Source organism: Clostridia bacterium, assembly GCA_017620395.1.
In the GTDB taxonomy this organism is placed as follows: Bacteria; Bacillota; Clostridia; order Oscillospirales; family RGIG8002; genus RGIG8002.
In genome coordinates this window covers 1-13,870 of sequence record JAFZQJ010000010.1, presented here as the reverse complement: position 1 = coordinate 13,870, position 13,870 = coordinate 1, and the positions used below count along the sequence as shown (strand labels likewise).

The 13,870-nt window shown below is 62.5% G+C and carries 11 protein-coding genes and 2 pseudogenes; 10 read left to right on the top strand and 3 right to left on the bottom strand.

The genetic code is table 11. From position 1 onward, the window contains the following. Nucleotides 1-511: 511 nt before the first annotated feature. Nucleotides 512-1,174, bottom strand: a complete 663-nt coding sequence (locus J5441_01525) for a helix-turn-helix domain-containing protein (protein MBO4933834.1) — start codon at nt 1,172-1,174, stop codon at nt 512-514. Between the two features lie 986 nt (nt 1,175-2,160). On the opposite strand from J5441_01525, the gene J5441_01520 reads away from it, so the two are divergent. The 4 genes from J5441_01520 (at nt 2,161) to J5441_01505 (ending at nt 6,643) form a co-directional block, all read left to right on the top strand. Beyond that, complete coding sequence (locus J5441_01520; protein ID MBO4933833.1) at nt 2,161-2,520, top strand: ribosomal-processing cysteine protease Prp; 360 nt, start codon at nt 2,161-2,163, stop codon at nt 2,518-2,520. Further along, nucleotides 2,517-2,798 carry a hypothetical protein gene (locus tag J5441_01515; protein ID MBO4933832.1) on the top strand — a complete coding sequence of 94 codons (282 nt, stop codon included), beginning with the start codon at nt 2,517-2,519 and terminating at the stop codon, nt 2,796-2,798. Before J5441_01520 ends, J5441_01515 begins: the two co-directional genes overlap by 4 nt. A gap of 271 nt (nt 2,799-3,069) precedes the next feature. Continuing rightward, nucleotides 3,070-4,500 carry a terminase family protein gene (locus tag J5441_01510; GenBank protein MBO4933831.1) on the top strand — a complete coding sequence of 477 codons (1,431 nt, stop codon included), beginning with the start codon at nt 3,070-3,072 and terminating at the stop codon, nt 4,498-4,500. Between the two features lie 475 nt (nt 4,501-4,975). Continuing rightward, on the top strand, nt 4,976-6,643 hold the full coding sequence (locus tag J5441_01505) for a hypothetical protein (GenBank protein MBO4933830.1): 1,668 nt from the start codon (nt 4,976-4,978) through the stop codon (nt 6,641-6,643). 379 nt (nt 6,644-7,022) lie between these two features. Here J5441_01505 and J5441_01500 read toward each other — a convergent pair whose 3' ends face one another. Both J5441_01500 and J5441_01495 read right to left on the bottom strand, forming a co-directional pair. After that, nucleotides 7,023-7,406, bottom strand: a complete 384-nt coding sequence (locus J5441_01500) for a DUF559 domain-containing protein (protein MBO4933829.1) — start codon at nt 7,404-7,406, stop codon at nt 7,023-7,025. Between the two features lie 180 nt (nt 7,407-7,586). Beyond that, nucleotides 7,587-9,728: a sulfatase-like hydrolase/transferase gene (locus J5441_01495; GenBank protein MBO4933828.1), complete on the bottom strand. Its 2,142-nt coding sequence runs from the start codon at nt 9,726-9,728 to the stop codon at nt 7,587-7,589. A gap of 107 nt (nt 9,729-9,835) precedes the next feature. On the opposite strand from J5441_01495, the gene J5441_01490 reads away from it, so the two are divergent. The 6 genes and pseudogenes from J5441_01490 to J5441_01465 form a co-directional block, all read left to right on the top strand. Further along, entirely contained in the window at nt 9,836-10,564 is a 729-nt protein-coding gene (locus J5441_01490; protein MBO4933827.1) for a hypothetical protein, read from the top strand. A gap of 552 nt (nt 10,565-11,116) precedes the next feature. After that, nucleotides 11,117-11,875, top strand: a pseudogene (locus tag J5441_01485) (N4-gp56 family major capsid protein). 267 nt (nt 11,876-12,142) lie between these two features. Then, nucleotides 12,143-12,358, top strand: a pseudogene (locus J5441_01480) (N4-gp56 family major capsid protein). Nucleotides 12,359-12,647: 289 nt separating this feature from the next. Further along, nucleotides 12,648-12,896: a hypothetical protein gene (locus J5441_01475; GenBank protein ID MBO4933826.1), complete on the top strand. Its 249-nt coding sequence runs from the start codon at nt 12,648-12,650 to the stop codon at nt 12,894-12,896. Nucleotides 12,897-12,900: 4 nt separating this feature from the next. Next, on the top strand, nt 12,901-13,209 hold the full coding sequence (locus J5441_01470) for a hypothetical protein (protein MBO4933825.1): 309 nt from the start codon (nt 12,901-12,903) through the stop codon (nt 13,207-13,209). Between the two features lie 324 nt (nt 13,210-13,533). Further along, a partial coding sequence (locus J5441_01465; protein MBO4933824.1) for a hypothetical protein occupies nt 13,534-13,870 on the top strand: 337 nt, incomplete at its 3' end.

The following is a 13,870-nucleotide window of genomic DNA, read 5'->3' as shown; positions in this document are numbered from 1 at the left end:
CTCCGCGATAGTGATATTGCGGCTTCGCCGCAGTGATATTGACGCTTCGCGTCAGTTAAGGAGCAAATTGCCTGCGGCAATTTGAATTATCCTTACGCAGAGCGTTTGTCATCCTGAGCGGAGCGATGCGAAGCATCGCGCAGTCGAAGGATCTTAAAGACGATCTGTCCCTTTTGGGCGCAACGCCGCGAAAGAAAACGAAGCGTAACCCCCGTTTCCGACTGCGCACTTTTCCGATAACACTGCCGTTACCTTCAGGATCCTTCGACTTCGTAACGCTACGCGTTACTTCGCTCAGGATGACAACGCGTGCGTTTACGTTCTGTCATTCCGAGCGCAGCGAGGAATCCCCCTCCCTTTGCAGCCGTCTTCTTTCGGTGTGGGATCCCTCGGGCTTCGCCCTCGGGATGACAGGCGTGGGCGCGAACCACGCTTCGCCCTCGGGATGACAGACGTGAGCGCGAAAGGCGCGGGCGAAAGGCGCGGGGGCGTCGCCCCTGCGGAACGCGCCTCATATCTTCGCCCTTAATTCCACGACCTTGCCGAGGATGCGGAGGGGGAGGGATTCGGCTTCGGCGCCGGTGAAGAAGAGCGGCTCGTAGGCGCGGTTGAAGGGCATCAGCAGCACGCCGTCGTCACGCTTGCGCAGCTGCTTTATCGTCGCTTCGTCTCCGGTCAGCGCGACGACCACGTCGCCGGTTTCGGCGTCGTCCTGGCGGCGCACGATCACGACGTCGTCCTCCATGAAGCGCGGCTCCATGCTGTCGCCGCGGACGCGCAGCGCGAAATACTCACCGTCTTCGCCGCCGAAGTCCTCGTCGAGCGCGACGTAGCCGACTATATCCTCGACCGCGCTGACGGGCGCGCCCGCCTGCACGCTTCCGAGTATCGGCACGCGGCGGCTCGTGACGCGGACGCGTCTGCGCACCTCCTCGTATTTCCCGGGATCGGCGGCCTCGACCGGCGCTTCTCCGCCGCCGAGCAGCGTTTCGATCGTCACGGAGTAGAGCGCCGCGAGCTTTTTGAGCGAGCGGACGTCCGGCGCGGTGCGGCCGCATTCCCACTGCGAGACGGCGGTCTGGTGCACGCCGAGCAGCGCGGAAAGCTCCGCCTGCGAGAGCTTCGCTTCCTTGCGGAGGAGTTTGAGGTTGTTGCCGGGGACGTTGCGCGGCATACGTATCAGTCCTTTCACGGACGCGGATCCCGCCCCGGGGGCGGCGCGCGTCGCATCTTTCGCGCCTATTATAACCCGAAATAATAGTAATTGTCAACTTATTTGAGAAAAATAATAGAATATTTCTTATTTTCGGCGGTTTGCACAAACGTAAATAGAAACGCTATTATATTCGTTGTGCAAAAGGTAGAAAACGGCGAAATCCGCTTGACAAGCCGGAAAACGGTGGTAATATTTCAATAGTTAGTCTATTGAAAGCACAAGCGCGCGGGCGTCAAAGCTGTCATCCCGAGGGCGAAGCCCGAGGGATCCCACATCTTTCGCAGACGGCTGCGTAAGGCGGGGGATTCCTCGTCGGAGGCGTTGCCTCCTCCTCGGAATGACAGAACGTAAGCGCATACGTTGTCATCCTGAGCGAAGTAACGCGCAGCGTTACGAAGTCGAAGGATCTTGAAGGTAACGGTAGTGTTATCGGGAAAGTGCGCAGTCGGAGTATGAGCATTACCGACTGCTCCGAATACACACTTTTATTATTAACACAACCTCGTCTTTAAGATCCTTCGACTGCGCTCCCGTCGGTCGCTCCGCTCAGGATGACAGACCGACCGCTGCGCTGCGTGAGATCCTTCGGCTGCGCGGCGTTCCGCCGCTCCGCTCAGGATGACAGAGGACGGCGCTTTGCGGTGCGCCGGGGAACCTCCCTCAGACGAGGGAGGTGGATTGACGGACGCGTCAGCGGACGGCAAGACGGAGGGAGGGAAAAGCCCTGTCTCTTGAGGCGACGCCTGATAAAAAGGGAAGGTTTATCCCTCCCTCAGTCGCCTTCGGCGACAGCTCCCTCGTCTGAGGGAGCTTCCCGAACGCGCTGCTTACGGCGGGGGATTCCTCGCTGCGCTCGGAATGACAGAGGACGGCGTTCAGCGTGACTGCGCGGACGAGCAATGCTCGTCCCTACGGAAAAACGGCGCGCGGACGGGAGGGAAAGTATGATCACGGTAAGCTATAAGGATACGAACGGCGTGCGGGAGCTGGTTTGCTCCGGTCACGCGGGATACGGCGGAAAGGCGGCGCCGCCTTCCCCTCAAGGGGAAGGCTTGGGCGGGGATATCGTCTGCGCGGCGGCGTCCGCGCTGACGGGTACGCTCGCGGCGGTGCTGCTCAAGCACGACGAGGAGTTCTTTTCGCTCTTCGTCGGCGAGGGCGACGGCGAATGCCGTATCGTCTGCGCCGGGGCGGTCGCGAAGCCCTACTTCGAGTTCGCGCTCGTCGGGCTGAAGAAGCTCGCCGAGGCGTTCCCCGAAAACGTGAGGGTGGCCGATTTACGCGAAAGCGAGGAGTTTCATTGAGCCGGATCGAAAAAATGCTGAAAAAGGAATACGACGCCGCCGACGGGATCGCGAAAGGCATCCGCGAAGCCGTTGAAGACGGGGCGTTCCGCAGCGAAACGCAGCGCGCTGACGGGAGCGTGCGGACGAGCGTCGATATCAAGTGGCTCGGCGAGGCGGTCAAAGCGCTCAAGGGCGTCGAGGAGCTCAAGCGCGCGATCGCCGGCGGGCGCGAAGCGGATCCCGTCGGCGTGATAGAGATAGCGGAGAGGGAAGCGGGCTCGGAGAGCCCGCAGTGAAATTATGCCTTCGGCATAGTGAAATTGCGGATAAACCGCAGTGAAATTGCTTCGCTTCGCTCGCAGTTCAACGACCAAATTGCCTGCGGCAATTTGAATATATTCAAATCGGCGCAGCCGATTTGTTCCTTAACTGACGCGAAGCGTCAATTTCACTGCGCCGGCGGCGCAATTTCACTATCGGGCGCAAGCGAGATAATTTCACTGCGCCGAAAGGCGCAATTTCACCGCGGGACACCGCGCGTCGTGCAGGAGCAGGAAGGATACCGTTATGCCTCACACTATATGGACTCCGCAGCCCCGCCAGGCCGCCTTCATGCGGCGGACTGAATACGAGGCGCTTTACGGCGGAGCCGCCGGCGGCGGCAAGAGCGAGGCGCTCGTCATGGAGGCGCTGCGGCAGATACGCTTCCCGCACTACAAGGGGCTGATACTCCGCAAGACCTACCCCCAGCTCTCCGAGCTGATCGAAAAGTCGCTCTATTACTACCCCCGCGCCGTGCCGGCCGCGCGTTTCAACGCCTCCGAGCACTACTGGACGTTCCCCTCCGGCGCGAAGATCGTCTTCGGCGCGATGCAGCGCCCCGAGGACCGCGTGAAGTATCAGGGCAAGAGCTTCGACTACGTCGCGTTCGACGAGCTGACGCACTTCACATGGGAGGAATACTCCTATATGTTCTCGCGCAACCGCGCCAACGGCCCCGGCACCGTCGGCTACGTCCGCGCCACCGCCAACCCCGGCGGCGTCGGACACGGCTGGGTGAAGGCGAGGTTCATCACGCCCGCGCCGCCCGCCACGACGATAACCGAATCCGTCGAGGCGCGTATGCCCGACGGCAGCGTAAAGACGTTTCCGCGCAGCCGCGTATTTATCAATTCAACTGTTTTCGACAACTTCGCGCTGCTGAAGAACGATCCCGACTACGTCGGGCGGCTCGCTATGCTGCCTCCCGCCGAGAAGGCGGCGCTGCTCTACGGCGACTGGGACTCCTTCAGCGGGCAGGTCTTCGCCGAGTGGCGCGACGACCCCGCGGGCTACGAAACGCGCCGCGGCACGCACGTCATCGCGCCCTTCGCGATACCGAAAGCGTGGAGCCTCTACCGCGGGTTCGACTTCGGCTACGCCAAGCCGTTCTCGGTCGGGTGGTACGCCGTGGACGGCGACCGCCGCGTCTACCGCGTGCGCGAGCTTTACGGCTGCGCCGGCGCGCCCAACGTCGGCGTGCGCTGGGAGCCGAGCCGCATCGCCGAGGAGATCAAGGCGGCGGAGGCGTCCGACCCGAACCTGAAGGGGCGGTATATACACGGGATCGCCGACCCGTCCATCTTCGACGAGAGCCGCGGCGACAGCGTCGCTTCGCTGATGGAGCGGCGCGGCGTTTACTTCGACCGCGGCGACAACACCCGCATCGCGGGCAAGATGCAGCTCCACGACCGCCTCGCCTTCGACGAACGCGGCGAGCCGGGGTTTTACGTCTTCAACACCTGCCGCAATTTCATCAGGACGCTCCCGTCGCTGACCTATTCGAGCGTCGACCCCGAGGACGTCGACACCTCGCAGGAGGACCACGCCTACGACGAGTGCCGCTACGTGCTCATGGCGTGGCCGATCGCGTCCTCCGTTTCCCCGCGGCCGAAGGCGAAGCCGTATTCGCCGCTGGACGAGGGGGAGCAGGGGCGGTATGAGTGGCTGAAGCTGTGAGCGGGGGAGATATCTGCGCCGAAGGCGCAATACCACTGTGCGCCGGAGGCGCGCAATATCACTTGCCGACAGGCAAATATCACTGCGCGGCGCAGCGGAGCAATATCACCGCGAGCGAAGCGAGCGGACCTCCCTCAGACGAGGGAGGTGGATTGACGGACGCGTCAGCGGACGGCAAGACGGAGGGAGGGAAAAGCCGTTCCTCTGTCGCGAGGTTTGCGGTTGAAACGCAGCTTTCCCTCCCTCAGTCTCGGACGGCGTGTACGCCGTCCTCGACAGCTCCCTCGTCTGAGGGAGCCAAGGCGCCGCCTGCGGCGGCGGGGTCCCTCGGCTCCGCCTCGGAAAAAGCGCCGCCTGCGGCGGCGGTGATATTGACGCTTCGCGTCAGTGATATTGCGGCTTCGCCGCAGTGGTATTATGCTTCGCATAGTGGTATTGCCGCCTTTGGCGGCAGATGAAAGAAAGGAAAACAACCATGCCCAACAACACAATCACAACCGCGGACGTGCGGCGCGCGGCGGAAACGCTGAAAAAGTACAAGGCCGCGAAGGCGTCCCTCGAGAAGCGCGTCGTCGAGAACGAGCGCTGGTACAAGCTGCGCCACTGGGAGGTGCTCCGCAAAAGCGCCGCCGACCGCGAGCAGCCCGTCAGCGCGTGGCTCTTCTCCTCGCTCGCGTCGAAGCACGCCGACGCGATGGACGCCTTCCCCGTCGCGAACGTCCTGCCGCGCGAGGAGTCCGACCGCCCCGCCGCCGGGCAGCTTTCAAAGGTGCTGCCGGTCGTCTTCGAGCGATGCGGTTTCGAGCAGACCTACTCCGACTGCTGGTGGTACAAGCTCAAGAACGGCACCGCCGTCTACGGCGTCTTCTGGGATCCCTCCCTCGACGGCGGCGTCGGCGACGTCTCCGTCCGCAAGCTCGACCTGCTCAACGTCTTCTGGCAGCCGGGCATAACCGATATCCAGCAGTCGCGCGATCTCTTCATCGTCGGCCTGCAGGATACAGACCTGCTGACGCAGGAGTACCCGCAGCTTAAAAAGGACCGCGCCGGCAAGGTCATCGACGTCAAGGAGTACGTCTTCGACGAATCCGTTTCCACCGAGGACAAGACCCTCGTCGTCGACTGGTACTATAAGAAAAAGCGGGACGGAAAGACCGTCCTGCACTACTGCAAGTTCGCGGGCGAGACGCTGCTCTACGCCTCCGAAAACGATGAGCTCTACGCCGAACGCGGCTACTACGACCACGGACGCTACCCCGTCGTCTTCGACGTGCTCTTCCCCGAGGAGGGCACGCCCGTCGGCTTCGGCTACGTAGACGTGATGAAGGATCCACAGGCGTATATCGACCGCCTCTCGCAGGTCATTATGGAGAACACCGTCATGACCAGCAAGCCGAGGTTTTTCATAAGGAAGAACGCCGGCCTCAATCCCGACGAGTTCCTCGACTGGTCGAAGCCGCTCGTCGAGGTCGAGGGCGAGCCGGACGAGACACGCGTGCGCCAGATAATCGCCGCGCCCGTCTCCAACCTCGCCTCCACGATGCTGCAGATGAAGATCAACGAGCTGAAGGAGACCAGCGGCAGCCGCGACTTCACCGAGGGCGGCGTCAGAGGCGGCGTCACCGCGGCCTCCGCGATAATCGCGCTGCAGGAGGCCGGCAACAAGATCAGCCGCGACGTCATCGCCGCGTCCTACCGCGCCTTCGCGAGGATAGGCGAGACTGTAGTGGAGCTGATAAGGCAGTTTTATAAAGAGGGCAGAGTCTTCCGCGTGACCGGCCCGGGGGGATATGATATGAGGCAGAGCGCGGAAGGCGACACCTCATCCGGCGCTTCGCGCCACCTTCCCCTCGAGGGGAAGGCCTCCGCCGCCGAGTTTTTCACCTTCTCGAACGAGGGGATCGCGGTGCAGGAGACGCCCGCGCCGGACGGCGGCGTCTGGACGCGCCGCCCCGTCTTCGATATCCGCGTCAGCGCGGAAAAAAAGAGCCCGTTCTCGCGTATGGAGCAGAACGAGCTCGCAAAAGAGCTTTTCGCTATGGGATTTTTCAGGCCCGAGAACCGCGACGCCGCGCTTACGGCGATGAGGATGCTCGATTTCGAGGGCAAAGCCGCGGTGGAGTTTGCGCTTCGCGCAAAGTGATATATCCGCTTGCGCGGACGTGATATGCGGGCGGATGCCTCCCCTGTGCAAGGGGAGGTGGCAGGCGCGACCGCTGGGAGCGACTGACGGAGGGGTTGTGCAATGATAACACGGCTTTTCGACGACCAACAACCCCTCAGTCATCGCCGTTTTCAACGGCGCTGACAGCTCCCCTTGCACAGGGGAGCCAAGGCCGCGCTGCTGCGAGGGGAGGGGGACAACCCCTCAGTCTCGAAGGGCGTTGCCCTTCTCGACAGCTCCCCTTGCACAGGGGAGCCAAGGCCGCGCTGCTGCGAAAGGAATGACAATCCCTCGGTCGTTTTTCAGGCAAAAACGACGGCTCCCCTTGCACAGGAGAGCCGGACAAAGTTTTGCGGTGCTATACAATCGGCGGCGGGGTTTCGCCTTTCAGCATAAGCGCAACGGCGTTATCAATGTATTCACATACGCCGCGAAGATTTGAGTTGACGTAATTATTCGGTATTCGCAGAACTGTAACGCCGAAGTTGTTCAGGTAGCCGGTTCGCACGGCGTCGCGCCGCGGGCCGCCGTCAAGGTAGTGCTGGGAGCCGTCGAGTTCGATAACGAGCTTGACCTTTGCGCAGTAGAAATCCGCAACGTACGCGCCGAGCACCTTTTGACGCGTGAATTTAACGGGATGGGCGCGCAGGTATTCGTACCACAGTTTCCGCTCTTCCTTCGTCATGCTTTTACGAAGAGTTCTGGCGACGGGAACGAGCTCGCGATTGTGCTTGCGCTCCATGTTGACTCCTTTGTGACAACCCCTCAGTCTCGAAGGGCGTTGCCCTTCTCGACAGCGTCTCGCCTGCGGGCTCGGTCAGGCCGCGGCTCTGACAACCCCTCAGTCTCGAAGGGCGTTGCCCTTCTCGACAGCTCCCCTTGCACAGGGGAGCCTGACTGCGAAGCTTCGCTTTACACGCGATTACTTCTTAAACACTTTCCTGTAATAGTCCTTGAATATCACGTTGTGCGACATGCGGAACTTGTTGCTGACGACGTTGTTGACGCGCTCGACGTAGTTGTCTATCGACTGCTGCGAGGGGAAGTTCACTCCCGCGGCGGGCTCGAAGGTCTTGGTGCGGAAGTTGTAGCGCCCCTTGTCGCTTATCCAGCTGCGCGTGCGGAGCGTGATTATCGGCTCCGCGGTCGGATCGAGCAGGTCGCGCCCGAAGAGCAGGCGGCTGTCGTATTCGAAGCCGAAGAGGTTGGAGACCGTCGGGATTATATCCACGCTGTTGGCGGGAGCGGTGATCTCCGGCGCGTCCTTGTAGCCCGCGCAGTAGAGCAGGAAGACGCTGCGGTAGATCTCGAATTCGCCGTCGAGCTTTCTGCCCGCCATCTCCTCGACCTGCGCGTCGGTGAGCATCTGCGGCTTATGGTCCGGCGTGATGCAGAAGACCGTCGTGTCAAGCTCGCCCGTCTTCTGAAGCTCCGCCATCAGCCACTCCATCGCTCTGTCCAGCTCGATGTTGCAGGAGATGTAGGCGCGGTCCTCCTCGCAGTAGGGGAGATCCTTGACGAGCTCGCGGTTCTTCCAGCTCATCATGTTGTCTTCGAAGTAGTAGTCCTTGTGGCCGCTGACCGACATGTAGTAGGCGAAGAACGGCTTGTCGTCGTTCTTGCCCGCGTAGTCGTTGAAGGAGGCCTGAACGGCTTCGAGGTCGCTCTCCGGCCAGTAGCGCGGATGCTCCAGCTCGAGCGCGTACTTGCTGCTCTCCTTGCCGTCGACGACTCCGCCGCCGCGCCCCTTGTAGGCGTTCAGGCCGAGGTTCGGGTGGGTTTCGTTGCGGCCGTAGTAGGTGTAGGTGTGCGGGTGGTAGCCGTAGGTGTAGACGCCCAGCTTCTGGAACTGCGCGCCCATTGTGAAGGGCAGGTAGTTGTTCTTGACCTTCTTGAGGTTGTTGGCGACCTCGTTGGACGGGATCAGGCCGGTCGTGTGCACGAACTCGCCGGTGATCGTGTCGTCGTAGCCCGCGGTGTAGAAGTTCGGGAAGCGGAAGCCCTCGGTCTGCATCTTATACAGCGTCGGGGTCAGCTCCTTGCTTATCGCGTAGGGCGAGAAGCCCTCCGCGGTTATCATCACGAGGTTGTAGCCCTTGAAGAGTCCGGTGTAGGCGTTCTGCTTCGTCGGGGTGCGGCTCTTGAAGTACTCGTGCATCTTCTTGACGTCGGAGTCCTTTTCGCTTGCGATGAGCGCGTCGAAGTCGATGTCCATGACGTTGGGCGCGTAGACGGGGCCTTCGTTGCTGCCGCTGCCCTGCGCGGAGCCTTCGCTGCCGCCGCCTTCGGGCAGGATGATGACGTCCTTCGTGCCGCCGATGGCGATCGCGAGCTCGCGCCGCGCCGTCGTCAGCAGGCCGAACTTCTCGGCCGCCAGCGTGTGCTCGAAGGCGCTCGTGTACTGCGCGCGCAGTCCGGTCGTCTTGTTTGTCATCATTATCAGTCCCCACGGGATGAGCTGTATGACCGCCATGACGACGGCGAGCACCGCCTTCGCGGGGATCGGGTATTTCTCATAGCGGATGAGCGGCTTGTCGAAGAGCTTGTGCCAGGTCTCGCCGTGAGCGCGTTTCGCCTTCCAGCTGCGGCCGAAGACGAAGAGCGCCGCGAAGGGTATGAACGAGAAGAATATGAACCACAGCATCTGGAGGGTGTAGTTCACCGTGTTCCCGGCGAACTGCGTCACCGCCTCCGCGCCGGTGTCCGCGGCGAGCGTGATCTTCAGTATCGTGCCGAAGCCGTGGTAGTAGACCGCCTGAACGCAGAAGTAGACGGTGATTATGCCGAGTATGACCAGCGCGATGCGGCGGTTGACCTTCCGCGAGAAGAAGGTGCTGAGTATCGTGAAGAATATCCCCGCCGCGACCGAGAAGAAGATCGACAGCCAGAGTCCCGCGCCGAAGAAGCGGCCGATGAAGTCGAAAAATCCGCCCGCCTGCGCGGAAACGAAATAGAGTCGGAACCAAAGCTCGAGAAACAACACCGCCGCCGGCATGAAAAGCAGCGTGATGAGTTCGGTCGGAAGTTTTTTGACGCCGGTCCGGGCGTGTCTGGCAGCTCTCATAAGCATTCTCCTTGAACGCGATTATCGCACATATTGCACATATATAATTAGTCTACCACTATATGCTGAAAAATGCAAGAGGAAACGGTACGAAAGAGAGGATTTTTATGGAGGAAAAAACCATTTCCGCGGGCGTGAGCGGAAGCGGCGCAAAAGCGTCTATCATTCCGAGCGCGGAGCGCGAGGAATCCCACACCGCAAGCAGCCGTCTGCAAAGGGAAGGGGATCCCTCGTCGGCTGCGCCTCCTCGGGATGACAGAGGCGGCGCGAAAGCGCCTGTCGTTCCGAACGCGGAGCGCGAGGAATCCCACACCGCAAGCAGCCGTCCGGAAAGGGAGGGGGATCCCTCGTCGGCCGCGCCTCCTCGGGATGACAGAGGTTGCGCGGGCGGGGACGGCGCGGGAAGCGGATCGCGCGGGGACGGGGGACGCGGGCTTGCCGTGACCTTCGCGGCGCGGTCGGCGCGGCTCGCGGACGAGGCGGAGGCGCTCTACGCCGAATGGACCGCGGGAGCGGAGGAGCTGAAGAAGGACTACCCCGCCTTCGACCTCGCCGCCGCCGCGAAGGAGCCGGCTTTCGGCCGTCTGCTTCGCGCCGGAGTCGGCCTCCGCACCGCCTATGAGGCGACGCATATGCCGCAGGTGAGAGAAGCGATACGCGTTTCCGCGGCCGCGGAAGCGGAAGCGCGTGCGCTGGACGGCGTCCGTCTGCGCGGATTGCGCCCGAACGAGAACGGGGCGCGCCCCGGAGGCGCCGTGCTCACCGGCGGCATGGCGGGTCTTACCCGCGAACAGCGCGCGAGGATAGCGGAACGCGCTATGCGCGGATTGCTTTGACCGCAGGTCAAAGCAAACTGCGAGCGAAGCGAGCATCATAACTGCCGCCGCAGGCGGCATCATAGTTGTAAACTGTAAACTGATTGAGTTTAGAGTTTACAGTTATGATCGCCCTTCGGGCGAGTTATGAGTTCGCCTTGCGGCGAACGCCGCGCCGCCTGCGGCGGCTGTCATCCCGAGCGCGAAGCGCGAGGGATCCCACACCTTTCGCAGCCGTCTGCATAAGGAAGGGGATTCCTCGTCGGCGCGTTCGCGGCTCCTCGGAATGACAGACGTGAGTGCATCGATGCCCGGACGAGCAATGCTCGTCCCTACGGACAACCCCTCAGTCATTTTTGCTCCGCAAAAATGACAGCTCCCCTTGCACAGGGGAGCCGCGGGCGATTGATAATCGCCCCTACGGAGCGCCGCCTGCGGCGGCAGTGATATTATGGCTCCGCCATAGTGATATTGACGCTTCGCGGCAGTGATATTGCGGCTTCGCCGCAGTGGTATTATGCTTCGCATAGTGGTATTGCCGCTTCGCGGCAGATAACAAAGAAAGGAAAACACATGAAGTACGACACTTACACCCTCAACCTCAGGCGTTTCGACGCCGACACCAACGTCACCACCGACAGCGATCTGTCGGCGGAGATGAAGACCTTTTACTCCGACTACCTGATCGACAACGCGGCTCCGAAGCTCGTTCACGATCAGTTCGGCCAGAAGCAGCCCGTCGCGAAAAACGGCGGCAAGACGGTGCAGTTCAGACGCTATTCGCCCCTGCCCGCCGCGACGACTCCTCTGACCGAGGGCGTCACCCCCTCCGGCAGAAAGCTGACCGTTACCGGCGCCACCGCCGATATCGCGCAGTACGGCGACTACGTCGAGATGTCCGATATGCTCCTGCTGACCGCCGTCGATAACAACATCGTCCAGGCGACCAAGCTGCTCGGAGCGCAGGCGGGCGCCACCCTCGACGCCGTCGTCCGCGAGGTCGTCAACGGCGGCACGAACGTGCAGTACGCGGACGACTCCGTCAGCGGCAGACACCTGCTCGTCGGCGGCGAATCGAGCGGCAACCACTACCTGACCGTCGACATGGTCAAGCGCGCCGCCCGCAAGCTCAAGGCGATGAACGCCGAGAAGATCGACGGCGCCTACGTCGCGATCGTCCACCCCGACGTCGCCTACGATCTGATGAGCGATCCCGACTGGGTGAACCCCTCCGAATACGCCGGCTCGAAGAATATCTTCGAGGGCGAGATCGGCAAGATCGCCGGCGTCCGCTTCGTTGAAACGAGCGAGGCGAAGATCTTCACCGCCGCCGACCTGCTTCCCGGCGTCCGCACGCTGACCGTAAAGACGCAGATCAGCGCCGCGACCAAGACCGTCGCCGTCACCGAAGCGATCAGCTCCGCCAACGCGCCCAAGCTCGCCGGCAGGAAGATAATCATCGGCTCCACGCTCTGCGAGATCGCCTCCGCGACCTCCGGCAGCGCCGGCAGCGCCACGCTGACGCTCAAGGAGAACATCAGCTCCGCCGCCGCCAACGCCGTTATCTATCCCGGCGAGGCGGGCGCGAAGGGACGCGCCGTCTACTCCACCCTCATCCTCGGCGACAACGCCTACGGCGTTACCGAGATACAGGGCGGCGGACTGCGCCACATCACCAAGCAGCTCGGCTCCGCCGGCTCGGGCGACCCGCTCGACCAGCGCGCCACCGTCGGCTGGAAGGCCACCAAGGCCGCAAAGCGCCTTGTGGAAGAGTATATGGTGCGCGTGGAGACCACGTCCACGTTTAACGGATAAAGCTACGAGCGAAGCGAGCAGCGCTCGTTCGCCGAAGGCGAGCATATCGCATCAGCTAAGCTGATATATCGTATTCGCGTCAGCGGATATATCGCATCAGCCAAGCTGATATATCGCACCGAGCGAAGCGAGGGATTTCGCCGACTTCGTCGGCACGATATATTTGCCTCCGGCAAATGCGATATGCCGCCTCCGGCGGCGCGATATGTCACGCTTCGCGTGACGCGATATTGACGCTTCGCGTCAGTGATATTGCCGCCTGCGGCGGCAGATATAAGGAGGAACACCCATGACCAAAACAGCTACCGATCCCGTCGCCGCGGAGAACGCGCGGCTTGACGAATACGTCGACGTCGAGCTTTTCCGCGACGGCGACAGATACAAAGACGACGTTTTCGTCGCCGTCGGCGGCGAGAACTGCCTGATCAAGCGCGGCGAGCCCGTCCGCATCAAGCGCAAGTTCGCGCTCGCGCTCGAGCAGAGCCGCCGCCAGGACGTTGCGGCCGCGGCGTACATAGCCGCCGAAAGCAACGGGTGAGCCTATGGACAGGTTCGCCATCCGCAGAGGCAGCGGCGTACCCGCGGCCTCAGACCTGAAGGAGAACGAGCTCGGCTACCGCACCGAAGCGAAGGCGCTTTATATCGGCGCTCCCGGCGGACCGGTACTGCTCGCCTCGAATAAAGCCGCCGGCGGCGTCTTCCCTTATATCCGCATCGTCGGCGTGTATTCGCCGTCGCAGGTGCAGATCAACACCCTTTTCGAAGGCGCTGACGGGAGGCTTTATTACAAAAACATCAACGGCGTTACGCTCCCGCTCACCGCGCCGGAGCCCGAACCCGAAGAGGAGTGACATATGCAGAGAATCATCAACATCGAAGTCGCCGGAAACCGCGCCCGCGCCTCATCGCGCGAGCTCGGCACGCAGGGCGAAGTCGCCGCCGTTACCGTCGCGCTACGCTTTGACTCCGGCTGGAACGGCCTCGCAAAGCGCCTTCTGTGGCGCTCCGCCGGCGGGAGCTCGAGCGGATACACGCTGCTTACCGGGCCGGACGCCGACGGCGTTTACACCGCCGACGCGCCCGCGCTCCCGCTTTCGGAGGCGGGGAAGGCGACGCTGACCGTCGAGGGAGTAGTCGTTTCCGGTCAGGAGGTCGTCCGCAGGGTACGCAGCGTAATGCTGACCTTCCGCGTTGAGCCGAACGACCTCGAAGCGGACTCCGCCGCGCAGGCGGTGGACGCCTCCGTCGCCGAGCAGCTCGCCTCCGCGATCGAAGGCAAGGCCGCCGCGTCGCACACGCACACGAAGTCGGAGGTAACCGATTTCGCGCACGGGCACGCGCAGAGCGACGTAACGGGGCTCGTTTCCGCGCTCTCCGGCAAGGCCGCCGCGTCGCACACGCACACGAAGTCGGAGGTAACCGATTTCGCGCACGCGCACGCGCAGAGCGACGTAACGGGGCTCGTTTCCGCGCTTTCCGGCAAGGCCGCCGCGTCGCACACGCAAACGAAGT